At 43.3% G+C, this 25,679-nt stretch carries 23 protein-coding genes and 2 tRNA genes; 12 read left to right on the forward strand and 13 right to left on the reverse strand.

Annotation, left to right across the window (positions count from 1 at the left end):
* Window positions 1-11 precede the first annotated feature (11 nt).
* The 5 genes from MLE17_RS04645 to MLE17_RS04665 all read right to left on the reverse strand — a co-directional run bounded on the left by MLE17_RS04645 (window position 12) and on the right by MLE17_RS04665 (window position 5,265).
* Window positions 12-1,772: a DEAD/DEAH box helicase gene (locus MLE17_RS04645; protein WP_243347514.1), complete on the reverse strand. Its 1,761-nt coding sequence runs from the start codon at window positions 1,770-1,772 to the stop codon at window positions 12-14.
* 29 nt (window positions 1,773-1,801) lie between these two features.
* Complete coding sequence (locus MLE17_RS04650) at window positions 1,802-2,869, reverse strand: tyrosine-protein phosphatase (protein WP_243347515.1); 1,068 nt, start codon at window positions 2,867-2,869, stop codon at window positions 1,802-1,804.
* Window positions 2,870-2,986: 117 nt separating this feature from the next.
* The gene (locus MLE17_RS04655; protein WP_243347518.1) at window positions 2,987-3,913 is read right to left on the reverse strand and encodes a carbohydrate kinase family protein; all 927 of its coding nucleotides are present in this window, start codon (window positions 3,911-3,913) and stop codon (window positions 2,987-2,989) included.
* A gap of 119 nt (window positions 3,914-4,032) precedes the next feature.
* Window positions 4,033-4,626 carry an SIS domain-containing protein gene (locus tag MLE17_RS04660; RefSeq protein WP_243347519.1) on the reverse strand — a complete coding sequence of 198 codons (594 nt, stop codon included), beginning with the start codon at window positions 4,624-4,626 and terminating at the stop codon, window positions 4,033-4,035.
* An 84-nt stretch (window positions 4,627-4,710) separates the two neighbouring features.
* Window positions 4,711-5,265, reverse strand: a complete 555-nt coding sequence (locus MLE17_RS04665; RefSeq protein ID WP_243347520.1) for a hypothetical protein — start codon at window positions 5,263-5,265, stop codon at window positions 4,711-4,713.
* A gap of 220 nt (window positions 5,266-5,485) precedes the next feature.
* Between MLE17_RS04665 and MLE17_RS04670 the strand changes: the two genes are divergently transcribed.
* The 9 genes from MLE17_RS04670 to MLE17_RS04710 all read left to right on the forward strand — a co-directional run bounded on the left by MLE17_RS04670 (window position 5,486) and on the right by MLE17_RS04710 (window position 13,056).
* Complete coding sequence (locus MLE17_RS04670; RefSeq protein WP_243347710.1) at window positions 5,486-6,901, forward strand: DUF4419 domain-containing protein; 1,416 nt, start codon at window positions 5,486-5,488, stop codon at window positions 6,899-6,901.
* Window positions 6,902-6,946: 45 nt separating this feature from the next.
* Window positions 6,947-7,213, forward strand: a complete 267-nt coding sequence (locus MLE17_RS04675; RefSeq protein ID WP_243347521.1) for a hypothetical protein — start codon at window positions 6,947-6,949, stop codon at window positions 7,211-7,213.
* Window positions 7,214-7,303: 90 nt separating this feature from the next.
* A complete protein-coding gene (locus tag MLE17_RS04680; RefSeq protein ID WP_243347523.1) occupies window positions 7,304-8,005 on the forward strand; it encodes a hypothetical protein in 702 nt (233 codons plus the stop codon).
* 729 nt (window positions 8,006-8,734) lie between these two features.
* Window positions 8,735-9,181, forward strand: coding sequence for a putative signal transducing protein (locus tag MLE17_RS04685; RefSeq protein WP_243347525.1), 447 nt, complete (start codon window positions 8,735-8,737; stop codon window positions 9,179-9,181).
* A 75-nt stretch (window positions 9,182-9,256) separates the two neighbouring features.
* Complete coding sequence (locus MLE17_RS04690) at window positions 9,257-10,075, forward strand: energy transducer TonB (RefSeq protein WP_243347526.1); 819 nt, start codon at window positions 9,257-9,259, stop codon at window positions 10,073-10,075.
* Between the two features lie 147 nt (window positions 10,076-10,222).
* Window positions 10,223-11,041, forward strand: coding sequence for an energy transducer TonB (locus tag MLE17_RS04695; RefSeq protein ID WP_243347529.1), 819 nt, complete (start codon window positions 10,223-10,225; stop codon window positions 11,039-11,041).
* Between the two features lie 137 nt (window positions 11,042-11,178).
* Entirely contained in the window at window positions 11,179-11,463 is a 285-nt protein-coding gene (locus MLE17_RS04700; RefSeq protein ID WP_243347530.1) for a hypothetical protein, read from the forward strand.
* Between the two features lie 9 nt (window positions 11,464-11,472).
* Complete coding sequence (locus tag MLE17_RS04705; protein WP_243347532.1) at window positions 11,473-12,000, forward strand: hypothetical protein; 528 nt, start codon at window positions 11,473-11,475, stop codon at window positions 11,998-12,000.
* Between the two features lie 48 nt (window positions 12,001-12,048).
* Entirely contained in the window at window positions 12,049-13,056 is a 1,008-nt protein-coding gene (locus MLE17_RS04710) for a YjgN family protein (RefSeq protein WP_262920289.1), read from the forward strand.
* Window positions 13,057-13,296: 240 nt separating this feature from the next.
* Here MLE17_RS04710 and infB read toward each other — a convergent pair whose 3' ends face one another.
* The 5 genes from infB to MLE17_RS04735 all read right to left on the reverse strand — a co-directional run bounded on the left by infB (window position 13,297) and on the right by MLE17_RS04735 (window position 21,071).
* Window positions 13,297-16,293: a translation initiation factor IF-2 gene (gene infB / locus MLE17_RS04715; protein WP_243347536.1), complete on the reverse strand. Its 2,997-nt coding sequence runs from the start codon at window positions 16,291-16,293 to the stop codon at window positions 13,297-13,299.
* 58 nt (window positions 16,294-16,351) lie between these two features.
* On the reverse strand, window positions 16,352-17,605 hold the full coding sequence (gene nusA, locus MLE17_RS04720) for a transcription termination factor NusA (RefSeq protein WP_243347537.1): 1,254 nt from the start codon (window positions 17,603-17,605) through the stop codon (window positions 16,352-16,354).
* Between the two features lies 1 nt (window position 17,606).
* Window positions 17,607-18,074 carry a ribosome assembly cofactor RimP gene (gene rimP / locus MLE17_RS04725; protein WP_243347538.1) on the reverse strand — a complete coding sequence of 156 codons (468 nt, stop codon included), beginning with the start codon at window positions 18,072-18,074 and terminating at the stop codon, window positions 17,607-17,609.
* A gap of 160 nt (window positions 18,075-18,234) precedes the next feature.
* A complete protein-coding gene (locus MLE17_RS04730; protein WP_243347539.1) occupies window positions 18,235-20,256 on the reverse strand; it encodes a helix-hairpin-helix domain-containing protein in 2,022 nt (673 codons plus the stop codon).
* Between the two features lie 8 nt (window positions 20,257-20,264).
* The gene (locus tag MLE17_RS04735) at window positions 20,265-21,071 is read right to left on the reverse strand and encodes a hypothetical protein (protein ID WP_243347540.1); all 807 of its coding nucleotides are present in this window, start codon (window positions 21,069-21,071) and stop codon (window positions 20,265-20,267) included.
* A gap of 232 nt (window positions 21,072-21,303) precedes the next feature.
* Between MLE17_RS04735 and MLE17_RS04740 the strand changes: the two genes are divergently transcribed.
* Complete coding sequence (locus tag MLE17_RS04740) at window positions 21,304-21,579, forward strand: hypothetical protein (RefSeq protein ID WP_243347541.1); 276 nt, start codon at window positions 21,304-21,306, stop codon at window positions 21,577-21,579.
* Between the two features lie 71 nt (window positions 21,580-21,650).
* Here MLE17_RS04740 and MLE17_RS04745 read toward each other — a convergent pair whose 3' ends face one another.
* Window positions 21,651-22,247, reverse strand: coding sequence for an aminotransferase class IV (locus MLE17_RS04745; protein WP_243347542.1), 597 nt, complete (start codon window positions 22,245-22,247; stop codon window positions 21,651-21,653).
* Entirely contained in the window at window positions 22,231-23,208 is a 978-nt protein-coding gene (locus MLE17_RS04750) for an aminodeoxychorismate synthase component I (RefSeq protein WP_243347543.1), read from the reverse strand. The genes MLE17_RS04745 and MLE17_RS04750 overlap by 17 nt, the downstream gene beginning before the upstream one ends.
* A gap of 171 nt (window positions 23,209-23,379) precedes the next feature.
* On the opposite strand from MLE17_RS04750, the gene MLE17_RS04755 reads away from it, so the two are divergent.
* Window positions 23,380-23,452, forward strand: a tRNA-Phe gene (locus MLE17_RS04755).
* A 120-nt stretch (window positions 23,453-23,572) separates the two neighbouring features.
* Window positions 23,573-23,645: transfer RNA gene (locus MLE17_RS04760), tRNA-Phe, on the forward strand.
* A 136-nt stretch (window positions 23,646-23,781) separates the two neighbouring features.
* Here the strand turns inward: MLE17_RS04760 and MLE17_RS04765 are convergent.
* Entirely contained in the window at window positions 23,782-25,674 is a 1,893-nt protein-coding gene (locus MLE17_RS04765) for a M6 family metalloprotease domain-containing protein (protein WP_243347546.1), read from the reverse strand.
* Window positions 25,675-25,679 lie beyond the last annotated feature (5 nt).

Consider the following 25,679-nt stretch of genomic DNA (forward strand, 5'->3'; position numbering starts at 1 on the left):
TATTTCGGGAATTAGTATTGTTTTTTCTTGCGGAAACCACCCCCGGGTTTGTCCCCTCCTTTTTTACCTCCTCCAAATGAAGAAGAACGTCCGAAGGAAGATGAGCGGCCACCTTTCTCAAAACCGCCACCGCCTTTACCTTGTGCGATTTCTACGTTGAGTCTGCGACCGTACCAGTCTGCTTTTGAAAGCCCTTTGATGACGTCTCTTGCCTCATCGCTATCTACCTCAAAGAACGAGAAGGCTTTCATCAGGTCAATTTTACCAATCTGTACCCGTCCGCCCACATTGGTATTGATCAGGTCAATCAATTGGTTTGGATAGAGTCCGTCGTTTTTACCAACGTTGATAAACAAACGGGTAAATCCGGCTTCAGCCTGGCGATCACCTTTCAGGCGGTCACCTCTGTCGCCTTTGCGGCGATCTTCACGGACTGATCTTTCTTCCGGAATATCTATTTCACCGGCGTTGCGGTAGTAGTTGATCAGTCGGTTGAATTCGAGAGAAACCACACGTTTCACCAAATCCTCCTTGCTCAGCCAGTCGAGTTTCTTGTTAACAGCAGACATGTAGCCTTCGATTTCCGATTCGTCCACTTCTACTTTTTCCAGCTTGTCAACAAGGTTCATCAGCTGCTTTTCGCAAATCTGATAACCGGTCGGCATGTGAGCCAGTTCGAATTTCTTCTGGATGATGCGTTCAATGTCGCGAAGTTTATGTTTTTCCTTCACGTGGATGATAGCAATCGAGGTACCTGACTTTCCGGCACGACCGGTACGGCCGCTTCGGTGAGTGTAAGTCTCGATGTCATCGGGGAAACCGTAGTTGATTACGTGGGTCAGGTTGTCAACGTCCAGTCCGCGTGCAGCAACGTCGGTCGCAACAAGCAGTTGAAGGTTTTTCACACGGAATTTTTGCATCACATAGTCACGTTGTGCCTGTGAAAGCTCTCCGTGCAATGAGTCGGCATTATATCCGTCCTGGATCAGCATATCTGCAATCTCCTGCGTCTCCTTGCGGGTGCGGCAGAAGATGATTCCATATATATTGGGATAAAAGTCAGCAATACGTTTCAGTGCGAGGTATTTGTCTTTCGCGTGAACGGTAAAGTAAACGTGTTTTACGTTTTTGGAGCCTTCGTTTTTAGAACCCACAGTAATCTCTTTCGGGTTCTTCATGTAGTTTCTCGATATTTTTGCGATTTCAGCAGGCATGGTAGCCGAGAAAAGCAAAGTCTGACGAGTCTCAGGCACATCGGCGAGGATAGCGTTGATGCTGTCGGTAAAGCCCATGTTCAGCATTTCGTCTGCTTCGTCGAGTGTAACGAATTTCACGTTATCGAGTTGAACAGTACCACGGTTCATCAGGTCGAGCAGACGGCCCGGAGTAGCCACAACGATGTGTACGCCTTTCTTGAGGGCACGGATTTGACTGTCGATGCTTGAGCCGCCATAAACGGGAAGCACTTTCAGGTCGTCAATATATTTGGAGAAGTCAGCAAGGTCTCCGGCAATCTGGAGACAAAGCTCACGGGTAGGACATAAAATAAGAGCTTGCGGGCGAACCAGTTTCAGGTCAACCTTTTGAATGATAGGTAAGCCAAATGCCGCTGTTTTACCGGTTCCTGTCTGAGCCAGTGCAACAACGTCTGTATCTTCGTTTAATAAATAGGGGATTACTTCTTCTTGGACAGGCATGGGGTTTTCAAATCCCATATCCTCGATAGCGGAAAGAATTTGCGGGCAAATTCCTAATTCCTGAAATGTCTTCATCTAATTTTTTCCCGCAAAGGTACAAAAAACTAACGGGTTAAGAGAATACGTTGTATTTTTTCCTTTTTTCGTGGAGATAACTTCAGTTTTTTTTGCAAATACTTATCCATGCTTCCGTTTTCCTGTCTGATCTTCTCGAAAGCATATTGTAGGAAATCCTTTTGCGCTGATAATAAAATGGTTAAGGCTTCCTGTCCTTCGGATGGCAGTTGGTCGCCAAACTGCACCTCATTCCGGATATTGATACAGTCATTCGAAAACAGATAGTCCTCGTATATCTCGTCTTCTGGCACTCCCAACGCCTGCATAATCATTGCGGTGACGAAGCCGGTACGGTCGTTTCCGTTGGAGCAATGGATCAACACCGGATAATTTTCCTTCCTGGAAAGATAGTTGAAAAGACGGGTGAACTCTTTATTGTACTGGCTGGCATAGCCTGAAAAGAGATCCTGCATATAGATGACCGCATCGTTGCGCATACACTTGCCTTCGAGCAAACGCTGCTCCATGGTCGGGCAAATGGGGTTCTTCATCGGGAAGCCGATTACGCGGGCGCCTTTAATCTTGTCTGGATTTTTCTGGCGCTCTTCGTCGGTGCGCAGGTCGATGATCGTTTTGATATGAAGATCTTTGAGACGCTCTTCCCCGTTGTCGGAGATGGAGGTAAGACTGCCCGAACGGTACACCTTTCCCCATTTCAGGATACGGTCATCATCGTTGGTATAGCCACCGATGTCACGGAAGTTATAAACGCCGGATACATTGATTTTGCGGTTGGTGACATAGACCTGCTGTTTGTTATCAAACAGCAGCATGAAGTATTTCCGGTTCCCATCGAGTCTGGGAACGAGACTCATACGGTCACTCACGCGGGCGGAAGTGAGGGGCATCGTAAGGTCAAATTCATCAGGGGAATCGGAGGAAAAAATTTGCACTAAGCCCTCTGTCTCCGGAAAAACTTCCCATTTAATAGTATCCTGATGTTTCAGTCCCTCTTCGCATACACACTTAATCTCCAGATTTTGTTTTGTAGCGCAGGAACAGAACAACGTCAGTATGGTATAAAATGATACAGTCTTAAAACCGATGTTAAACATATTCTTCCTAAACTTTGCTGGCCGCTAATTTATTGGGAATAATCGAATTTGATGGGGCTTTTGTTTATGTTAAAACGCCAAATTAAACAGATTTAACCGAGGCAAAGCCCCGATTCGTTATTTAGAAAGGTATTTTTCGGCAAATGTTTTGGAAACATAATTGTCATAGCTGGTGCAGACTTCTGAAGAAAAGTCAATGCCGCATTGCACGATTTTGCTCCACATTTCTTCGGAAAGAGTCGGCAAATCATCGCGTAAGATATTGTATTTGAGCAGGCCGAAAAGAATCCCCGCATTGAAGTTGTCTCCCGCACCGATTGTACTGACCGGAGTGATGGTGGGGACATCAAATTCCTTCACGAAACGTTTCGTTTGCAGGTAGATGCCTTGTGCTCCACGGGTGCAGAGGAAGTTGGGGCAGTAGAATTCAATCTTGCTCTTGTAAATCCGGGCAGCATCGTTCAACTTATAGATGTTTTCGAAGTCTTCATCAGAGCCACGGACGATGTCGGCGTATTCGAGGTTTTCGATTAAAGAAGGTGTGAGCCGGATAGCATCGTGAGCGTGCGTTTTGCGGAAGTTGGGATCATAGTAGATGATCGCTTTACGTTCGCGGGCATAATCGAGGATCTCCGTCATCTTCTCACGGAGGGCCGGATTAAGCGCATAGTATGAGCCGAAAATCAGAATATCATCGGGATTGATGCGGGGCAATACGACATCAAGGCGTTGGCTGGGGTAATCCTTGTAAAACATGTATTCGGCATCGTTGCTATCGGTGAGGAAAGCCAGCGAGATGGGCGACTTGCCATCAGGGAAACAGTCAACGTGCTCGGTGGACATGTTATTCTCCTTCATGAAGCTGAGGATCATACGTCCCACTTTGTCATTGCCCACTTCGCTCACGAAAGCGGTTAGTACGTTTAAGCGGCCAAGTGTGACCAACCCGTTAAAGACAGACCCGCCCGGAACGGCTTTGGTTGGCACTTCGTTTTTAAAGATTAAGTCGAGGATAGTCTCCCCTACGCCGATGATTTTTCTCATAATGAAAGCCCCACCCTACCCCTCCCCAAAAGGGAGGGGATGTGAGTGCAGATTATTAATGTTTGTACTAATTTTTTGATGCCTTGCCGTCCCCCCTCCTTCGGAGAGGCCGGAGGAGGTCACTCTTCCCTCGATACAGCCCCCAGGTAGCCGCCGTGATGACGCTTTGCGTACTCCTGCTTTGAGAAGTTCGTCCTTTGCATCACGTTTACCACGAGTGCATCGCCAATCACCGTCATGACAGTGGTGGATGTGGTAGGCGTTAAGCCCAACGGACAAACCTCGGCGGGCGCTCCGGTAAAGAGACGCACGTCAGCCTCCTCCGCCAGGGGGCTATCAGGATTAGAGGTGATGACAATGAATTGCAGATCAGGATATAACCGTCGCGCCAATATAATCAGCTCCAGTATCTCACGGGTTTTGCCCGAGTTGGAGATAAGCAGCATCAGGTCATTGGGCTGAATAATCCCCAGATCGCCGTGTTGCGCCTCGCTGGGATGTAAAAACACAGCGGGGACGCCCGTAGAGCAAAAGGTGGTCGCAATGTTCATCGCGATTTGGCCTGCTTTACCCATGCCACTGATAACCAGTTTGCCGTGACGATCTTTGGCTTCGATGATAAGCTGAACGGCCTTTTCGTATTCTTCGTTGACGGGGATGTTGCGAATCGCTTCCGCCTCGTGTTGAAGAATCTCCTGAATGGTGTTAATCATAAAATGTAGTGTAGTAGTGGTGTTTGAAAAGGCAAATATAGCGGTTATTTGGGAACGAGAAAAAATGCCGGTTGGGGATTTTTATTATGACCTGGCTTTGAACAGTTTCTTTAAATCGCGACGAACCAGATGATGAGTAATTAAGACCGGCAGATTCACATTGCACAGGTCACGGATTATGGTAAAATAGACAGCGTTATCATCAACAATCAGAACCAATGATTTCATGTGTGACGTGTTAAGTGACTCAAACGCATCAGCTGGCTGATTTAAGATAAGGCAGTCATTTGACTTTCGATAGACCTGATAAGCCCTTTCCTCTGCATAATCAAGCAACATCTGCCGCTTTATTTGTCTTTTGTAAGGAGATTCTATTTTTACCAATGACATTTCAGTTGCTTTTCGATAAATAATATACGCTCCTATTATAGCTAAAAATGGAAATAGAGTCAGATAAAGAAAGAGATCATTGGGATTATCGAAGTCAGCATCGCGCAATGCCAATAATGGTGTTGAGATCAGGACAGCACAGAGATAATAGATAATGACCTGATCAAATCTGTCTGATAGACGCTTTTCAAAAATCAGCTTACCTCTCAGGATACTCTCTTCAATATTGATTTTTGCTATATTTCTCATCGTGATTCGCTTTATATGTTAATGGATAAATTCCGGCATTCTGGTTTTTCCTTCCAAAATTAGGAAATATTCATCCAATATACGCAGAGTCATTTTAATTAATTCGTCAGAAATAAAATTTTCTTTGCAAATATTTGCAGCAATCAAATGAAACACTACATTTGCAATCTGTTAACTACTGTTTATTCAAAGAGATTGTAAATACATTAAATGCACAATGATGAGAACGGTTGTTTTATCCCTCTTGCTCTTTTCTTCAGCAATGCTCTATTCGCAAAAGGGTGTAACCTTCTTCGTGGAAACACTGCAAGCGCCCGGTCATGCATTGATAGGGACAGATTATAACGATGCCTTCAAACGGATGATTCGAAAGGATCTGAATATAAGTGATTATGAACTCCGGACAGGCAATAAAGAGATTGCATATAATATCATCGCACAAAGCAAAAGCAAGGGCGAACTGGTAAACTACGATTACCATTCGTTCTTTCAGGGAATGTATCAGGCATATTCCGATCACCGGCCGTTTGTGCTGTCGCCCGATATGATATGGCTGCTGATCAGTCAGGGATTTGCACAGCATGTAAATATTAATTCAGAAAAACTCCGGCATTATTTCGTATCCTATAACGGGAAGACAACGCTGATTGTGAGAAATGACAGCATTAACCTCAATGACCCGAATAGTCCCTGGGAAAAAGTATTTCCCGAATTTACCAACCAGATAGATGCCGCAATCGGCTCCGACCTCTCCAAAACATTGACTGCGGACTTTTCAACAACCAATATCACTTCGCGGATGGCTTCTCAGATCACCATGATGGAGGCTATGAAATCCTATTTTGAATATGTCGAATTAAGCTTTCGCTGCGGGATTCCCCGGATCACCCTTGAAGGCAAGTCGGAAGACTGGAGGAGGCTTTATACCAAAGCCAATCAATTGCGTAAATATGAGCTCGGCTGGTGGATTGATGAATTGGAGCCTCTATTGCAGGAATTCATCAAAGCATCGGAGGGTAACGTGCCCCAAGCGTTTTGGCAATCCATGTTTAAGTACCATACACCAAAGAGATGTGGGGATCCCACAATCATAGATGGATGGATCGTCAAATTTTTTCCTTATGATAAGGAAGGAAAACGTAATAATCTGAAGGAACTAAAGGGTACGGATAACTTACCCAAGGAGATCGTCAAAGTAGATCTCAAGTATCAGGGTGTAGATGGCGGTAAAGTGGTTGAAGAGGTTCCCCTCGAACTTTGGGCCGGCTTCATAGGATTGCGTCAGGACAAGGATGATTTTACTTTGAAACCCGAGATTGGCTGGATGATCCGCAAGAAAGAAGCCAACGATAATTATCTGAAAGATAAGCTGAGTCAGGATGCTAAAAAGGATTGGGGCGGAATAAATATCCGGGGCAAAAAAGTACCGGAAGAGATTCTCGGTTTGGATTCAATTAAGAGCCTGACTATTTCATTCGTTGATAAGATCGAGATACCGGATGCGATGGGTAAGATAAAGATTACTGAACTCAGACTGTATGGTAATGCTTCAGAACAGGAGATTGAACGAATCTGCAAGCTTTTCCCTGATACACGGTTGTATATCAATGACAAAGGATTTAATAATACAAAATAAGAGATGTAATATTACTTCCGGGAGATAAGCATTTCACTTTAAGAGATGGCCATTTACACTACCGGAATAAACATTTACAAGCTCGGAATGAGCATTTACAAACAAGAGATAAACATTTACAAATCCGGGGAGAGCATTTACAGAACAGAAATGACCATTTACAAAACAGAAATGGACATTGTAAAGTCGGAAATGCAGGATTACAGGAAAGAAATGGACATTTACAACATTGGAATGAACATTGTCGATAAAGAATTAAGCATTTACAACTTCGGAATGGACATTGTCAGGTTGGGAATGACCGTTGTTTGATAAGAAACAGGCATTTCAGGAAGAGAAATGACGATCAAATAATCAGAAACTAATTCATTCACTATTATTTACTCATTAAAAAAGAAAGTTATGGATAGAAGAAGTATTAACCAGCAAGGTATGCAAAAAAAGACCTTCAAATTGCTTGATGAAAACAGGTCTATTTTTAATGACAATCCCATTATTACTGGCGTAGTTGATCGATTGGGAGTGTATAATGATGAAATTGATGCCCTGAATGATGTGCAGACAGGTGGAACAAAAGGTAACACTACCCAGAAGATCATCAACAAGGAAAAGCTCATCACTGCCATCTGTATTGTGAAATCAGGATTACTTGCTTATGCAGCTTCGATAAAAGATCAGAAGATCATTGCAACACTATCTGTTCCTGATGCCAGTCTGGGAAAGATCCGCGAAAGTGATTTCTTGAGTTTTGCCCGAGTAGTTTTGGATCTTGCAAAGAAGAATGCCACTGAATTATTGAAATGGAATACTCAACAGGTGAAGATAGATAATCTGGAATCAGCTATTGATGCCTTTAGTAGAATTATTCCGACCAATCACAATGCTAAGGCTGAAATTACACAGACTTCAGTTGAAATCAAACAAAAATTGAAAGATGCAAAAGCATTATTGGACGATGAACTTGATCTGATGATCGCTCCTTTTGGCGTAGATAATCCTGGTTTTTACGCTCTTTACCTTAAAGCCCGTGAGATTATTGATATTGCAGCGACTCACTCCACCGAAGAGACTCCTGCTACCAATAACAATTCACAGAATAATTAATGAAAGCATCGAGAGTGTCTCATAAGCTCAAACCTAACAGGTTTTGAAAACCTGTTAGGTTTTTCTCTGCTTCAATTTGATTGCAGATAAGACGATTCAAAAGATATTAAGAGAGGCTTTGGTGGTTATTAGGGTTATATTATGTATCCTGGATTTTGGATTCCATTACATCTCCATGAAATAATTCATAGTTAAAATGAAGAACGATAAATATTTCTATGCAGGCTTTGTTCTGCTTATGCTTTTCGATATCATCTTTGAGAAAATACATAGGGACTATTCCATAAAAGTGTTTTTATTGCTTCTAATTCCGGCTTTACTTAATGGATATATTGAAGATAAAACGATCAAACAGATTTTACGATATACAATAACCGTACTGTTAATCATACAGTTCATATTGAATGTGCAATTTGATTATTACAAAATCTAAAGCTGTCTAATTGGAATGAAAAACTATAATTATATCTATCTGGGGTTTTATTTGATCATGGTTTGCCTTACAGTACTTGTGAAATGGCACAATAATTATTTTGGAAATGTAGTAACAGCATTATTATCAATACTATTTCTAGCACAACTCATTGACGACAAAGCGCTCAAAAGGATATTGAATCTTGCTTTGATAATGCTGAATCTTGCAGTCCTGGTATTGCATTTCGGATTCCACTATTTCACCATAGGATAACCTCCTTTTAAAACCAACCAATTACCTCCAAAAACGCAATCATGGAAAACCTCGTCGTACTAACTACTTTCACCCTACCCCATGAAGCCCACATGGCCTGTTCCTATCTCGAATCGGAAGGAATAGAGACTACGCTGCAAGATGAGCTGACTGCACAAATCAATAATTTCTACTCGAATGCCATTGGTGGCGTCAAAGTCCTGGTAAAAGAGAGAGATGCAGAACGGGGAGTTACTTTGCTCATCGAAGGCGGCTTTGTAAAGCCGGATACAGACACAGCTCTAAATGAAATAGAGACTGTAATCCTGACTAAAGACACGAACCAACAAGTTTGTCCTTTCTGCCATTCCGCTAACATCGGCAAAAAGAAAGGAATAAATCTCAAGACAATTTTGGGCTATTTCTTGATCGGAGTGTTTTTCCCTTTCTATAAGAAGACGTATGTTTGTTTCGATTGTGATAAGAAGTGGGTATTTAAGACGGAGTAATAATCAAAAGAATAAAGCATTCGACCTCCCGGTAAGACCTGAGAGAAAAAAGAAAAAATAATAAATCAATTTACAATGACAAAACGAACCTATCTGATTCAGCTCATGCTATTTGTAGCAGCTATTGTGTATGGGCAAGATACCTTATTTTTTGAAGCAAATGGCCTGGAAGTTAAGTCGATGGAACTTGCTTCATATTATAGTGTATTTATGCCGGATACTACATACAGTGGCAACATAGCCAATGTCTCATATTGGAAATCTGGAAAATTAAAATCTTATCAGCCAATGATTCTTCAATTCAAAAATAATCCCAATAAAGACATAATCAATTTATACACCTCTGGTCAGGTTGCATGGAATGATCCATTTATGAAAAACTATATTGAAAAATTAAGAACTGGAATCTATAAAGAGTGGTATGATAACGGACAATTGAAGGTCGAAGCTGTATATGCAATTGACAAATACAATGGGTACTACAACTCTTATTGGCCAAATGGTCAACCCAAAAGGAGAGACACTTATAAAAAGAATAAACTCATTAACGGAACATGCTATAGCAAAGAAGGGGAAAAGATTAAATACTTCCCGCTTGAAGTAATGCCTGAATTTCCGGGAGGGATAGATGCTCTGATGTATTTTCTTAGGCAGAATATCCGATACCCTGTAACAATGCAAGAAAAGAAAATTCAAGGAATGGTTTTGGTTCAGTTTGTTGTTTCAAAAAGCGGAAAACCCGCCAATATAAAAATCGTAAAAGGATTACATCCAGATGGAGATAGGGAAGCAATAAGGGTCGTTTCATTAATGCCGGACTGGACGAGCGGTGTGCAAGATGGCGATCCAGTACCTGTCCTGTTTACTCTGCCGATAAGATTTAATTTAGAATGAACGAGTACCCTACCCCTCGTTTCCCAACGAGGGATCAATGGTAAAACGTTTGCAACGTTGAGAATAAAGTCGCGATGAAATCGCTAAACCAACAACTCCTCGGTAAGACCCGAGAGAAAGAAAGAAATAACGATAAATCAATTTACAATGACAAAACGAATCTATCTGATCCAGCTCATGCTATTCGTAGCGGCTATTGTGTATGGGCAGGACACCCTTTTCTTTGACGGAATGGGAAAGAAAGTGAAATCACTTGACCTGGCTACAATGTATAAAACCTTACAGCCGAACCCGTATGATGTCTATCATCCGGTAGAGATCACCCATTTAAAATCGGGAAGTATCAAAAAGGTAGAACCGCAACTTGTCGAATTCAAAAAGAACACCGACAATCTTGTGATAAAGGCTTTCGAAAACCGAAAGGTGAACATCTTTGATGATTATGTTGCTAAATCTATCAATAAAAAGCTCGATGGAATCTATAAAGAGTGGTATGACAACGGACAACTGAAGAAAGAAGTTGCATATACAGCCGATAAACTCAATGGGTACTACTATTCTTATTGGATAAATGGTCAAATCAAAAGAAGAGATACCTATAAAGAGGATAAACTCGTTGAAGGAAAATGCTTTAATAATGCAGGCGAGGAAATCACGTATTTCCCCACTATAACGATGCCCGATTTTCCGGGTGGAGTAAATGCGATGATGGCTTTTTTGTCGCAAAACATCCGTTATCCGATTGCGATGCAGGAATACGGTGTGAAGGGAGTTGTTATTCTTCAATTTTATGTTGAGAAGGACGGAACTCTGACTAATATTAAAGTATTGCGGAGTCTTCATCCAGATGGAGATGCAGAGTCTAAAAGGGTTGTTTCCTTGATGCCTAAATGGAAGCCAGGGACGCAAGATGGAGAGCCGGTTGCAGTGCAATTTACTTTGCCAATCAAGTATAGCATGAAATAGATAAGGCGTCTTTCCTCTCAGTTTTAGACGAGGATAAGTGGAAAAACAGTTGTAACGTTGAGAATAAAGTCGCGATGAAATCGCTAAACCAATACCTCTCGGTTGGAGCCGTGGGGGAAAAACAAATAACTTTAATCATGAAAAATCCAACTCTCTTCTTCGTAGGGTATGTGATTGCCCTCTTGGTTTCCATCAGCGGAGCAATTATAAAAATCCTGCATTTGTTTGACGGAAGTACCGTGACTGCGCTGGGAATGTTCTTCACCCTTTCATTTATCTTTATCGGAATATTCGAAGTAATCAATAACCGAAGAATTCAACGCGCAGAGAAAACGATGTGGGTGCTTGGCTTTCTGTTTCTCTTCTGGCTGGCGGGGATCCTCTACTACAATCGTTGCAAGGCTATTAAAATCAATCGATAAGCGAATATTATGTTCTACATACTTTGGGTAATCCTCAATATCGGCCTTCTCTTGGATTTTTTGTACCTGCTTTATAAAGCAATCGTGGTTGTCAAACGTGAGATGGGACTTTTGCCGGTCATCTTTTTGATTGTCATTATTGCCGGGCAATGCTCGCACTCTCGTGAGCATGATAAAAACAACAGCCAAACAAATAGTGGAAATAATCAATGTATTTATTCTCACAAAATAAAGCTGAGCCCAATTAATGGTCTTATCGTGGATTGCGCAACAGACTCGACAGGGCAAGTTGACTATAAGAGATCGGCCCTGACTGGCACTTTGGTCGGTGTTGAATGGGAATCAGTGGCTGAGCATTTCAATAACCGGCACTATACGGTAGTCGGCGTTTTGAAATGGAATCTTTGGGGAATTAATATCTGGAGCCAGTTCAAAACATTTGAAGGTGATTTCACCCGAAAAGATCTTATCTGGGATCATACGACGCACTCTGCCTCCTCTTCTTCCAAAGAGGTATCTGTAATAAAACGGCTGTAACGTTGAGATAATATCGCGATACAATTGATTAGCCATCTATCCTTTGGAATGAGCCATGGGGGAAAAGAAGCAAATACAAACAACACATATTTAATCACTAAACAAACCAAACTTATGAAAAACTATTTCAGATTTAATCTCGAAGGTAAAACGCTTTTGCCTGCATGGATCGGAATGATCCTTTTAGTCGTTGTTCCCTACATCGCAATGATTTACCTGACAGGACAAGCAACAGCAAACTATGAAAAACCAACAGCAATGTGGTTGATCGTACCCATATTATTTGTTTCATTTCCGGTATGTAACTTCTACATCATCCGGATCATGATCGAAAGCCTTGAGTATAACGGCGAATCGCTCCGTTCTGATATCACACTAGGCCGGTTCTATGGTATCTATATCAGCGGAATGTTGCTCTCGATTATTACGTTGGGTATCTATTCCCCCTGGTTTATTACCAAAATGCAGAGTTACATTTCTGAAAAGACTTCTTACAAATCACGTGAGTTTATCTTCATGGGTGAGGCGGGTAATCTTTTCGGGATTCTTACATTGACTCTGATCCTTCCGATGATTGCCCTGATCGTATTTGTGATCTTTGCCTTTCCGGAGCATAAAGCCGTTACAACTACCGAAACCATCATTCAGCAGGTTCTGACGTGGGTAATAATGATCCCGTATATCTATTATTTATATAAATGGACCTTCAACTTTAAGCACAATGGCTATCACATTAAGTGGAATACAGAGAACATCCCGGCAATGGGCAAGGTAGCAAAAGAAATACTCCTTTCAATAATTACATTGGGGATCTATTATCCAATGGCGTGGATTCGACTATATGAATACTTTATCCACAAGACAGAATCGAATGTCGTGGACAATCAGCAAATCCGTTTCGGATATGATATTGAGGCCAAAGATGATTATTTGTATTTGTGGAAACAGATATTATTGAGCATCGTCACTTTGGGAATCTATTATCCCTGGGCAATATCTAATGTCGGCAAACGAATATTGGACAAAACCTATATGGAGAAGATTGTAGTCGGATAAGGCGAAAAAACAGCTATCTGAATCATGTACTCTATCCCTCGTTTCCCAACAAGGGGTAAATGGCATAACGCTTTCAACGTTGAGAATAAAGCCACGATAAAATCGCTTTATCAATCACCCATCGGTAGGAACCGAGGGTGATAACAAAACACAAAATCGGCTGCCGGAATAACCGACAGCCGATTTGTTTTTATGGGCAATTCACTTGGGGCGCTGAAGGCCTCCGGTGAATGAGATTTATTACAATGTACGGCTTACTTCTACCTCTTCGTAAGCTTCGATGATGTCGCCCACTTTCAGGTCGTTGTAGTTGTGAATATTCAAACCACACTCATAGCCGAATGCCACCTCTTTCACATCGTCCTTGAAGCGTTTCAATGAACCGAGGTCTCCCGAGTAGATTACGATACCATCGCGGATCAGGCGGATTTTCGAGTTACGTTTGATCTTACCTTCTTTAACCATACATCCGGCAACTGTACCGACTTTGGTGATTTTGAAGGTTTCACGCACTTCGAGCGTAGCAACAGTCTCTTCCACAATATCCGGAGAAAGCATACCTTCCATCGCGGCTTTCACCTCTTCGATGGCTTTGTAGATCACAGAGTACTGACGGATGTCCACACCCTCTTTCTCAGCCAGTCTGCGCGCACTTGCCGACGGACGTACCTGGAAGGCAATGATGATCGCATTTGAAGCGGCTGCCAGAGTGATATCCGATTCGGAAATCTGACCTACTGCTTTGTGGATTACATTTACTTCGATCTCTTCGGTTGAAAGCTTGATCAACGAATCCGACAATGCCTCTACAGAACCATCCACGTCACCTTTCACGATCACGTTAAGCTGCTGGAAGTTTCCGATCGCGATACGGCGGCCGATATCGTCCAGAGTAAGCAGTTTCTGAGTACGGAGTCCTTGCTCGCGCTGCAACTGCTCACGTTTAGTGGCAATTTCGCGGGCTTCCTGCTCTGATTCCAGTACGTGGAAGGTATCACCTGCCTGAGGAGCACCGTTCAGACCAAGGATCAATACCGGTTCAGCAGGTCCTGCCTCTTTCACGCGTTGGTTACGCTCGTTGAACATCGCTTTTACGCGGCCATAATGAGTACCGGCCAACACCACATCACCCATTTTGAGGGTTCCGTTTGAAACCAATACAGTAGCCAGGTAACCACGACCTTTATCCAGTGACGATTCGATGATCGAACCGGTTGCACGTTTATTAGGATTAGCTTTAAGATCCAACATCTCCGCTTCAAGCAACACTTTCTCGAGCAGTTGGTCAATGTTGAGACCTTTTTTCGCGGAAATTTCCTGTGACTGGTATTTACCACCCCAGTCTTCCACGAGGTAGTTCATGTTAGCCAGAGCCTCTTTGATCTTCTCTGGATTTGCACCCTGTTTGTCTATTTTATTGATGGCGAAAATCATCGGTACATTCGCTGCAGAAGCGTGGTTGATCGCCTCAATGGTCTGAGGCATCAGGCCGTCGTCAGCAGCAACGATGATAATCGCAACGTCAGTAACGTTTGCTCCACGGGCACGCATCGCTGTAAAGGCTTCGTGACCAGGAGTATCGAGGAAGGTTATCTTACGACCATCCGGCAGATCCACGTGGTATGCACCGATGTGCTGCGTAATACCTCCGGCCTCACCGGCGATAACGTTTGCCTGGCGGATGTAGTCGAGCAATGAAGTCTTACCGTGGTCAACGTGACCCATCACCGTTACGATTGGTGAACGCGGTTCGAGATCCTCTTCGCGGTCTTCCTCTTCGGCAATAGCCTCTACTACGTCGGCACTTACATATTCTGTTTTGAATCCAAACTCCTCGGCAATAAGGTTGATCAGTTCCGCGTCGAGACGCATGTTGATCGACACCATTTTACCCACGCTCATACAAACGCTGATGACATCCATTACCGAAACATCCATCATGTTTGCCAGGTCATTAACCGTTACGAATTCGGTCAACTTGATTACCTGTTTTTCGAGCATTTCCTGTTCTTCCATCTCACTACGACGGGTAGATACAGCATCCCGTTTTTCACGACGGTATTTTGCTCCTTTTGATTTGGTTTTGGTAGTCAGGCGGGCAAGCGTCTCTTTGATCTGCTTTTGTACATCCTCTTCGCTCACCTCAGCCTTGATTGGTCTTTTGAATTTCGGCTGATGCGGTTGTTTTGCACCCTGCTGCTGTTGTCTGTTATCAGGACGGCTACCACCGGCGTTCGTTTGAGCACCGGTCTTCTCGATGTCCACTTTTTCACGCTTGATGCGGTCGCGTTTTTTCTTCGCGTCTGCTGATGCATTCGCACCCTGACCTTGCTGGGCTCCCTGCTGACTAGGTCTGTTCTGACCTTGTTGCTGGCCCTGTCCCTGAGCACCTGGCGCAGGTTTTTTCAGGTCAACGCGTTGTTTATCTTTGGCTTCACGCTCTTTGCGTTTTTCCTCTTTTGATTTTTTCTTCGGACGGGTAGTCTGGTTCAAAGCACCCAGGTCGATTTTTGTCACCACCTTGATGTTTGATTCAAACTTCGGTTTGTTGAGACGGAAAGGCTCGTCACTGTCATCCGAAGATGCTTCTTCGCTTACAGTCTGGCTATCAGAGTCATCATTATTGTCTGAATCTTCGTCCGGTCCTTCGAAGCTTTCTTCTTCATCGTAGTCTTCTTCGAATACCTCCTCTTCGACTTTCTTTGGTTCTGATTTAGGAGCCTCTTCCACTTTCACCGGTTCAGGTTTTACTTCGATTGCCTGGGGAGCCGGGGCAACCTCTTCTTTCTTCTCCGGTTCAGCTTTTACTACCGGTTGTTCGGCACGAGCAGGCTGAGCAGCAGGCGCTGCCGGTTTCTTGTTCAGGTCATCCAGATTGATTTTACCTACTTCTTTAAATTTAGGCTTAAACTCGTCCGGAACCGAAGTCTTGATTTCAGTCGGTGCTGCCGGTTTCGCCGGAGCAGGTGCCGGAGCGGGTGCTGGTGCCGGAGTCGGCTCTATAGAAACGGTTTCCTTATGTTTCTCCTTGTGGAAACGCTCCTGGATAATTTTTTCAGATTCCTGTTTCAGGCTCTTATCTTTACTAAACTCTTTGACGAGCAGCGCAAACTCATCATCACTGATTTTCGCGTTGGGGTTAGCCTCAACGGTAAATCCTTTTTTATGCAGAAACTCGACAACGGTCTGGATTCCTACGTTTAAGTCTTTGGTTACTTTGTTTAATCTTATCGACATATCTTTGCTCCCTTGGTCGCTTTGTTATGGTTAAAAAATGGTGATTTACATGGCTTCATTAGTCTTCAAATTCAGCCTTAAGGATATTCATCACCTCATCTACGGTATCCTCTTCAAGGTCGGCTTTCTCAATAAGCACTTCTCTCGGAGTTGAAAGTACAGCTTTCGCGGTAGCGCAACCGATGCTTTTCAGGGCATCAATTACCCATACATCGATTTCGTCAGAGAATTCATCCAAATAGATATCTTCTTCTTCGCTCTCTTCGATGTCGCGGTAAACGTCGATGGTGTATTCGGTCAACATCGATGCCAGCTTGATGTTCATACCGCCTTTACCAATCGCCAATGAAACCTCTTCCGGTTTCAGGAACACTTCCGCCTTTTTCTCCTCTTCATTTACACGGATAGAAGAGATTTTAGCAGGACTCAATGCACGCTGGATAAACAGCGAGATGTTGGCAGTGTAGTTAATCACGTCGATATTTTCGTTACGCAACTCGCGCACAATACCGTGAATACGTGAACCTTTCACCCCCACACATGCACCAACCGGGTCGATACGGTCGTCAAACGACTCTACCGCCACTTTGGCTCTTTCGCCCGGGATACGGGCAATTTTCTTAATCAATATCAGTCCGTCGTTGATCTCTGGCACTTCCAGTTCAAACAGACGCTGAAGGAAGAGCGGAGAAGTACGTGACAGAATGATTTTCGGGTTATTGTTTTTGTTTTCAACGCGGGCAATCACAGCACGCACGATTTCGCCTTTGCGGTAGAAGTCTGCCGGAATTTGCTCGGTTTTCGGCAGCAACAGCTCGTTGCCTTCGTCGTCGAGAATGAGCATCTCCTTTTTCCAGGTCTGATAAACTTCGCCACTAGCGATTTGGCCAATCATGTCTTTGTACTTGTTGTACAAAGTGTCTTTTTGCAGCTCCATAATCTTCGAAGCCAGTGTCTGGCGAAGGTTCAGGATAGCACGACGGCCGAAATTCTGGAAAAATACCTCATCAGAAACCTCTTCGCCCACTTCATAGTCAGCGTCGATTTTTTTAGCTTCAGAGAGGGAAATTTGCAGGTTCGAATCTTCGAAATCCTCATCAGATACCACCTCGCGGTTTCTCCAGATTTCAAAGTCTCCTTTGTCGGGGTTGATGATGATATTGTAATTCTCATCGGTGCCAAACATCTTAGCAATCACATTGCGGAATGACTCCTCCAGAACGCTGACCATGGTTGTTCTGTCGATGTTCTTCAAATCTTTGAATTCAGCAAATGTATCAACCATGCTGATAATTTCCTCTTTCTTGGCCATCTTACTTAAATCTGATTAGATATTTACAATGTTTAATTTCTTCGTATTTAAAGCTGAGGTTTGATTCTACCTCTTTTTTGCGCTTCTCGCCTTCGATTTTCACTTTTACCAGAGTAGTTACGGTGAAATTCTCCTCGTTAGCATCTTTCAAAACGCCAGTAAGTTTGCGTCCGTCTTTGGTGAGGACTTCTACTTCGTTACCAATATTCATTTGATACTGGCGTAATACCTTGAACGGCTGCGTAACACCTGCAGAACCCACTTCCAGTTCGTAATCCTCCACCTCGCGGTCGATTCTCGATTCGATGAGACGGGTCAGTTTTACACATTCTTCGATATCGATACCCTCCTCGCTGTCAATCTCAACAACGATGGCGTTGCCCGGACGAACCATCACGTCCACCAAAAAGCTTTCGGACTCCGCCAGCCCCTCTTCTACAATTGCTTTGACTAATTGTTTGTCAATCATTTTACAATCTATACGTTTAAGAATGAAAGAAGGGGGCTACTCGCCCCCTTTCCCTGTCTTCAATTCGACTGCAAAGATAGTAATAATTGGTTTATTTCCAAAACATTCTGTGTTTTTTAGGCGAATTGAGCGTTTTGCACAGCTTCTATTTCTTTGACATTTAAAACTTCCAGCGCAACAAAAGATAAATATCACTTTTCTTATTCCCCTGAATAGCTTCGAGCCCGCTACCAATCACCTCCCGGTCCCGGTAAACCGTTTGTGCAAATTTCAACCAGCAGGAGAGTTTATCATTAAACTCATACCTGAAATTAGCCATCCAGCGATATCCCTTTCCATAAAACGAAGGGAAAGAAAATGCATAAAGCACACTTTTCTCATAGGCGTAAACAGCATTGTTATAGCCACCTGTATCGAAAATCATCAATTGAAAATCACTAGACAAGGGAAGCCCTCCCCACTTCTTGCTTATGCTTTGCGATATAGCAAACCCTTCCCCAGGAGAACTCATCTCCTCTTTGTAACGATTGTAGTCGATGGAGGTTTGCAGCTTCACTGTTTTACCCATTGAGTATTCACACTGCCAACGCAAACGCTGCGTATCGTATTTCTCCGTTTGGTAAAGAATTGTTTCCCCGGGAACATCTTTCTCTTTTTCCTTGTAACGGTATCGCAAACTCATTTGCAGATTATCACTCATCGTGTATTCCACCTGTAACATACCATCAAAACCGGAAGAGGGTTGGCTTACGCCATATTTCAACCAGGGAAAACGAAACAGGTCTGCATAACCTCTCACCAGCCATTTGCTTTTGGGGCGCCATTCCGCACCCCAGTACACACCCTGTTCATTTTGCGTCCGGCTTGACTCGGCAAATGATGCACTGTAATAAGCGTGATACGACTGGGAATAACTTCGTTGAAGAATACTGGCACTAAATCTGGATGAAGCCCTGATTTGCATGCCGTTCAGGGTCGCCAGCGAACCATTGCCACAAATGGCCGTTTCGCCAAGAAAAGACAACCGCCCGATGCGGTATTGATAATCAATACTAAAGTCTGAGTTTTCCTTCCCCCTGAAATCAAAAAAGTTATCTCTTCGGGCTTCCGGAATGACGGGCTTATCGAAAAAGTAGTGCAACGCCGTAACCCCAACCTTAAGTCGCCCGAATCGTCTTTGCCAGTTGGCTCCCAGCAGCGACATGGTAAAAGCATTCCGTTGCTTCAAATCATTTTCGGTATTGAAATAGGAGTCGGATTTCAGGCTGGTCAGCACAGAGTCGTTTAATGTCGCTGCCGCTTTCCTGACGGAGGCAAATGCCGTGATTTGATTTTTCCCCCATTCATAGGTCATGGCAGCGCCTTGTAGGTAGTTGATTTCATCGGTTGAGTAATGACGAGAAATACCCTCAGCCCGGGCGCCAATATTGGTAGCTATAATGCTTTTACTCAGGGCAAAATTAGTATTCATCACCAATCCCTGCCCGAAGTTAAGCTTGTAATGCCCCAATGCCAGACGTTTTAGACTTCCAATATCTTTGAGGAGTAAGTGAAACGAATAAAAACCATCGCGAACCCTCTCTCCGGCGTCTTTTTCGACAAGAAAACCCATTTGCAGTTTATTTCCCGCATTGAAGTCATATTTGACAAACGAATAAGGCGGTAAACCCAGGTATCGATTGATATCTGTAGAGTCTTGCGCTGACCGATAACCCTCTTTTCGGTTGAGATTCGAATCAAAACGAAGATATAGACGACTATTTCCTCTTTGAAAAAGCCTTTTCCAGTCAATCTCTTCTCTCTTCTTTTCCGGTGGCCCCAGATACACGAAAGGCAACAGCCGTTTTATTGTTTCCTGGTCGAGATCTTTCACCAGTTTAAGCTCGTAGATTGATTTCATAGGCCCTGAGATATAGAGGTAGGCCAGGATATTTTCAACTTGCTCATCGCTCAGAAACGGAAGCTGTTCAAGCTGTTCTTTGCGGATTTGATTGATATTAAACGGGTGTTCATGAATATCGGACAACTGTTCATAAAGAGTGTTGATATTTTGTTCATTTTCTGTTGATTCAGCAATCTCCTGAACAAAACCAGCCCAGCCACTATCATCTTTCTCAAGCTCTTGCGAGAATAGAGTAGTTATCAACAGACAGTTGATAAAAGCTATAATCCATCTGTTCATAAACATGTTCAAAACTTATATTGCATGGAAAATAAAGTGTGAAATCCCAATACAGTGTGATACACAGAGGCTAAATCGAACACAAAACGAGAGACCCGGTATCCAATACCGAAAGTCGGGCGATAAGGTCGGCCAATCAACCCAATCCGTAAAGGAATTTCTTTAAGGGGCAAATATTCGCATCCAAGCTTGAATACTACCGGCTCCTCCGTATTCTTCTCGACTTCCGAAACCAGCTTCAGCTCTTTAGCTGCCTGATATTTCACACCAAATCGCAAAGTAAGTGGAGGCGAATAGTCATCACGCTGTGTTTTATACGAGGTTCCGACAAGATTTTCAGCAACAATACCCAGTTGAATCTTCTCTACAGGACTAACCAGCAATCCGACATCAGCAGACAACGCCGATTTAGTTCCTTCATCAGCGGACATATTGTAAGAGAAATAATTAAACCGGACTCCAAACGAAGAACCGGCAAACAAACGCTTTGACAACTGCCCGGCAAACCGCGTCTCCCCGTATTTATCATATCCAAAATTAGAAACAGCAACGCCGGCATCAAGTATGCCATTTCTCCAGACTGCCGTTACGGTTACCTGTGACAACTCTTTTATCCCGTAATCATTTTCATAGTGAATCGCAACATTGCTTTCATCTTGCAGAGAAACACCTCCGGGATTGACTATGGATGCAACCGGAGAGACAACAAACCCCATCGCCACAGTACCAGCATCAACGAGGGATGTATTATTGGACGCAAAGCAGATTTGACCAACCAATAGACCTACTACAATTATTTTTACCCTACCCTTCATTCGTTTCCAAAATTTATTTCTCCAAATATATAAATATTGTACTTATCTAAAAATATATACTGCAATAAATTCACTTTCCGGAAATCAGACAGGAAACATACAAATAAACCTTTGAACAACAGCCCCGCTGTGAATTTACTAAAAATCAAAGATTTAATTCAGGCAAATCGCTATATTTGCAGGCTTAACCCCAGAACCTGGAGAGACAGAAAACCTAAAACCTTATATTCAGATGATGAGAAAAAGAATTTCAACCGCCCTGGCCGCATTCGCCATAGTATCGGTGACTGCATTTGCCCAACAAGACATCCACCCGTTACCCCATAAATTGCAGCGTTACCGGGTTGAGCATGGCGAAACAGTTGTCCTGGTCAGATTAAAAGATGCGAATTGCACTGCTTCCAGAAGTGCATACAAAAAAACACTGGCCCACAAAAAGCAACAGGGCATTATCACAAGCAAACCATTAGCCAAAAACGAAACAAAGGCCTCTTACCAGAGCCTGTAATTGAGATATAAAAACATGAACAGCCGCAGGAGATATCCCCCTGCGGCTGTTCATGTTTATATAAGCGACTATCAGCGAAAGATCCGGCTGATGGGAATTTCAATCGCCTCCTCCAATCCCAGCATAGCATTGATAATGATAACCGACTCTGCCTGGAAAAGTTTATCAACTGTAATATCTTCTTCGACAACAACAAGCTGATCAAGCAGTTGCCTGCGGCGTGTACCTTTCAGCAGGCAATGCGCCGGAGTCGCTAACCTATCCTTATACCGGACCACAACATTAGCATAACTGATATCAGTTACAAAACCATTTTTGATGATAAGAATTTCATCTGCGGTGCCTTTTTGTTTAACCAATTCATTCAAAGCCGTTCGATCTGCCCATTTCAGGTGGTAATCAATATTATCCTCATAGACAAGTTGCAGTGAACCGATTTTTCTGGAAGAATAATGATCAAACCCAACTTCACGAACCTGCGTATCATATATAATCCGCCCTTTCACAATACCCTTCCGGTATTCAGCCGGAATTTCAATTGTTTCAAAATCCACACTGAAGGCTTTCCCAAACAGCTCCATGGTACTATCATCCATGCGCTGCCGGTGATAAGCCGCATTCATCCATTGACCATTAACAATACGAACCGATTCAAGTAAAAGGGACATAGACTTTATCAATTAATTCACGATATTCACTTTCGGCATCACTCTGCGCGGTAATACCACCGCCACTCCTGAAGAGCAAACCGTCGCTAGTTTGCTCAATAAAACGAATCATGACAGCGCTTTCCAGATTTTCGCCATCAAAAACACCGAAGATCCCTGTATAGTAGCCACGCTCATCCAGTTCTGCCTGCCGAATCAGATTCAAAGTGGCATCTTTTGGCGCACCGGAAATAGAACCGGCCGGCAGCATCGAAAAGATAATCTCCCCCAAATGGGAATGATTATCCGCCGGCAAACACCCTGATATTTCAGAACTCACCTGCAATAACGTTTTACCATTCGTTTCTACCCGGTCAATGTACCTGAACTTTGTCACTTCAACCTGATTAGCGACACGACTTAAGTCATTACGAATAAGGTCCACAATCGTATAATGCTCCGCTTTTTCTTTAGCATCATTCAATATCCGGTTTTCAGCATCCGGCAGGGTTGCATCAATCGTCCCTTTCATCGGATAGGAGAAAATTCGCCCGTTTTTTATTTTCACAAAGCACTCAGGAGAAAAACAGACGAATTTACCCGGCATATACAAGCGATACGGCGCATTACTCCGATCGAAAATCTCAGCCAGGGTAAGATTTGTATCAACATACGTCGGGTAGGTTAGGTTTACCAAAAAAGAGTAGCCTCTCAGAATGCCTGTTTTTACAATATCAAATCCCTTTTTGTATCGTTCAAAAGAGATTGGCTGTTTGAGAAAATGAAATGGCTGTTCTGTACATTTATCAGAAGGAAGATTTTCGAAGCCAGGAATACTGTAATAAAATTCTCCCGAAAGATTATTCAGCGGCAGGAAATGACAGTTCTCACCGGAAAAGTCTACGACGAACAAAAAAGGCGTCCTTTCTTGCCCGGCCTCATCCATCTTTTTAATCATTTCTACGCTGTTCATCCGCTTCATTTTCCGACAAAAGTAAGCAAATTCAAAATAACCGGAAATATTTTCATTTCTAAAAAGCCTAATAGCTACACGCTTAGCAACAAAACAGACCTTTTTCACAAAATATTCCAGCCAAACTATTGTGCATTCCGAAGAAAACATCTATCTTTGCAACCGCAAACGAGAAACAACGGTGCCATAGCTCAGTTGGTAGAGCAAAGGACTGAAAATCCTTGTGTCCCCGGTTCGATTCCTGGTGGCACCACTCGTCAAGAGGGAAGATTGAAAGATCTTCCCTCTTTTGTTTTTAAATACTGCGAAGCTGAGCAAAACATTTGGATATATTTGAAAAATGCCTATCTTTGCACTCGCAAACGAGAAACGAGGTACCATAGCTCAGTTGGTAGAGCAAAGGACTGAAAATCCTTGTGTCCCCGGTTCGATTCCTGGTGGTACCACTCGTTAAGAGGGAAGATTGAAAAATCTTCCCTCTTTTTGTTTTCCTATATATTCCTGAAAACCGGAATCAACGCCTTACAAAACAACAAAAAGGCCCTCCGGAGAGAGCCTTTTACACAAACATTAAATTCTAAATCAGAATCCTGCGACGACCTTGTAGGATCTTACTGAGCCATTTTTGATCAGGCGAATGATATAGACTCCATTTGCCCGCACCGGAAAGGTAAGTTGACCGGAAGTGGACGTTTTATCACTAAGCAGCTCTCCAGCAACATTGTAGAGCGAGGCGGAAGCTCCAGTTACAAGACCGTTGAGCCGGATTTCTCCATTTTGACTTATTATTGCGAGATTATCTCCTACTGTCTCTGTAACAGCTGTTGAAATACTTTTAACCCCCTTTCCTACAATAAAACTAATCAGATTGGATGATTCTGTGATTTGGGTAACCGGGGTTGCTGTTGCCACACCTTCCCTGGAAAGCGAATTCGGGATTCCGGAGTCAGTAAAATCGGTTCGTCCGGAAGTCCCCGGAAACGGATCTCCACTTCGTGAAGCATAATTGGCGATACCGTCGGCTTCCAAAAGATCGTAACAGGGGTGACTGGCATACGCATTTCCCAGACCATTATTCCAGTATTTTACAAATGCACTATCACTCAAGTCCACATGTGTAATCACTAATCCATGCCCCGGAATATAACTATCCCAACCTGTCTGTTGGCGATTTTCGAGATAAAACCATTCCGTATCATTTTCACCCGGAGCCGGCTGGGGATTTGTATGGATGTAAAAGGCTTTATTTGAATTCCCTATATGAGACAGTCCTGTTATTGTCGTATCTCCACTTAACCTGATTGATGTGGACCACCCGATGATTTTCCTTTCGAAAATGGAAAGATAAGGAGGCGTATTGGCATTGTTGTTATAGTTTCCTGACGCCATCAGGTTGAATGAGTTTGAATCGAAGAATTGTCCGTTGTCAGCGCCATCAGTATCATAAAGATCCGGCAATCCCAGCACGTGCCCAAATTCATGACAGAAGGTACCGATTCCCTCCATCGTTGTACCGCTGACACCTTTCAACTCAGAAGAACAACTGTAAGAACTCACATATACACCATCGAATAATTTATTCCCGGAAACACCTGACACACTCCATTGGTGAGGCCATATCGTATTGGCAGACGCTCCGTTTGACTCGGCATATCCGGCATAGAAAATGGCGATGTTATCCACCACCTTGTCACCATCATTATCGTAGTTCTTGAAATTAAGCGAGGAATAAGCATTATTAGCGAGTGTACAAGCCTCTAAAACCATCTCCCTCGGATGAAGATCATTTCCTGAGGCATCGTTTCCTCCGTAATAAGCCATATTCTGGGATAAAGTCACCGGACCAACAACATCAAATTGGGGCACCAGATTCCCCATCGAATTTTCAGTATAATAATCTTTTACGCTTCCGGTATAACCGGTAGCACCAGTAGCGGTGTATCCTGTCTGGTTAAGCATGTTGGTAAAATCAGCATTGGTTCTGGAGAACTTAACATCCGCAAAATTGACCAGTATAACCAGGTATCTTTGTGTTGGGACGGTAGCTGAACGCAATCCTGATTCGGGCTGGATCAGATACTGAGTGATTGATGCTCTTTTCAACGTATTGTGAGTGCCAAATACAGAAGTGGAATCTTTTTGTCGCAACCCGGTGGAAATACTCTGCAGGAAATGGCTCTCTGTCGCTTTTCGGTTTTCAGGATTATGAGCACGGATGTATCCTGGTTTCAGCTTCCCCAAAGAATCAATCGCATATTTATAGTAACCATCGCTATCCTGTAAGACGGTATAATTGTCGGTCGTCCGTGAATAGTGCTTCCGCTCATCACCATTCAGCTTTAAAGTGAGTTTTGAGCCATCGGGCTGGGCAATTGTCACCGGCTCCGGGTTTGCAGTAACGGCTAATGCACCAATCGGGTAAAGGAAAATCACAGACAACACAATCGTTATCGTTATGTAGAACGGTTTTATCATAAGGG

The sequence above is a fragment of the Parabacteroides sp. FAFU027 genome (genome assembly GCF_022808675.1).
Lineage (GTDB): Bacteria > Bacteroidota > Bacteroidia > Bacteroidales > UBA7332 > CAXXIC01.

Excerpts from the sequence above, each read along its gene's own strand:
- MLE17_RS04765 (WP_243347546.1), bottom strand. The coding sequence starts at position 25,674 with ATGATAAAACCGTTCTACATAACGATAACGATTGTGTTGTCTGTGATT.
- MLE17_RS04740 (WP_243347541.1), top strand. The coding sequence starts at position 21,304 with ATGATGAGAAAAAGAATTTCAACCGCCCTGGCCGCATTCGCCATAGTA.
- MLE17_RS04710 (WP_262920289.1), top strand. The coding sequence starts at position 12,049 with ATGAGCCATGGGGGAAAAGAAGCAAATACAAACAACACATATTTAATC.
- MLE17_RS04750 (WP_243347543.1), bottom strand. The coding sequence starts at position 23,208 with ATGAAGCGGATGAACAGCGTAGAAATGATTAAAAAGATGGATGAGGCC.
- nusA (WP_243347537.1), bottom strand. The coding sequence starts at position 17,605 with ATGGCCAAGAAAGAGGAAATTATCAGCATGGTTGATACATTTGCTGAA.
- MLE17_RS04735 (WP_243347540.1), bottom strand. The coding sequence starts at position 21,071 with ATGAAGGGTAGGGTAAAAATAATTGTAGTAGGTCTATTGGTTGGTCAA.
- MLE17_RS04645 (WP_243347514.1), bottom strand. The coding sequence starts at position 1,772 with ATGAAGACATTTCAGGAATTAGGAATTTGCCCGCAAATTCTTTCCGCT.
- rimP (WP_243347538.1), bottom strand. The coding sequence starts at position 18,074 with ATGATTGACAAACAATTAGTCAAAGCAATTGTAGAAGAGGGGCTGGCG.
- MLE17_RS04665 (WP_243347520.1), bottom strand. The coding sequence starts at position 5,265 with ATGAGAAATATAGCAAAAATCAATATTGAAGAGAGTATCCTGAGAGGT.
- MLE17_RS04680 (WP_243347523.1), top strand. The coding sequence starts at position 7,304 with ATGGATAGAAGAAGTATTAACCAGCAAGGTATGCAAAAAAAGACCTTC.
- MLE17_RS04655 (WP_243347518.1), bottom strand. The coding sequence starts at position 3,913 with ATGAGAAAAATCATCGGCGTAGGGGAGACTATCCTCGACTTAATCTTT.
- MLE17_RS04660 (WP_243347519.1), bottom strand. The coding sequence starts at position 4,626 with ATGATTAACACCATTCAGGAGATTCTTCAACACGAGGCGGAAGCGATT.
- MLE17_RS04685 (WP_243347525.1), top strand. The coding sequence starts at position 8,735 with ATGGAAAACCTCGTCGTACTAACTACTTTCACCCTACCCCATGAAGCC.
- MLE17_RS04700 (WP_243347530.1), top strand. The coding sequence starts at position 11,179 with ATGAAAAATCCAACTCTCTTCTTCGTAGGGTATGTGATTGCCCTCTTG.
- MLE17_RS04650 (WP_243347515.1), bottom strand. The coding sequence starts at position 2,869 with ATGTTTAACATCGGTTTTAAGACTGTATCATTTTATACCATACTGACG.
- MLE17_RS04705 (WP_243347532.1), top strand. The coding sequence starts at position 11,473 with ATGTTCTACATACTTTGGGTAATCCTCAATATCGGCCTTCTCTTGGAT.
- infB (WP_243347536.1), bottom strand. The coding sequence starts at position 16,293 with ATGTCGATAAGATTAAACAAAGTAACCAAAGACTTAAACGTAGGAATC.
- MLE17_RS04730 (WP_243347539.1), bottom strand. The coding sequence starts at position 20,256 with ATGAACAGATGGATTATAGCTTTTATCAACTGTCTGTTGATAACTACT.
- MLE17_RS04690 (WP_243347526.1), top strand. The coding sequence starts at position 9,257 with ATGACAAAACGAACCTATCTGATTCAGCTCATGCTATTTGTAGCAGCT.
- MLE17_RS04695 (WP_243347529.1), top strand. The coding sequence starts at position 10,223 with ATGACAAAACGAATCTATCTGATCCAGCTCATGCTATTCGTAGCGGCT.
- MLE17_RS04675 (WP_243347521.1), top strand. The coding sequence starts at position 6,947 with ATGGCCATTTACACTACCGGAATAAACATTTACAAGCTCGGAATGAGC.
- MLE17_RS04745 (WP_243347542.1), bottom strand. The coding sequence starts at position 22,247 with ATGTCCCTTTTACTTGAATCGGTTCGTATTGTTAATGGTCAATGGATG.
- MLE17_RS04670 (WP_243347710.1), top strand. The coding sequence starts at position 5,486 with ATGAGAACGGTTGTTTTATCCCTCTTGCTCTTTTCTTCAGCAATGCTC.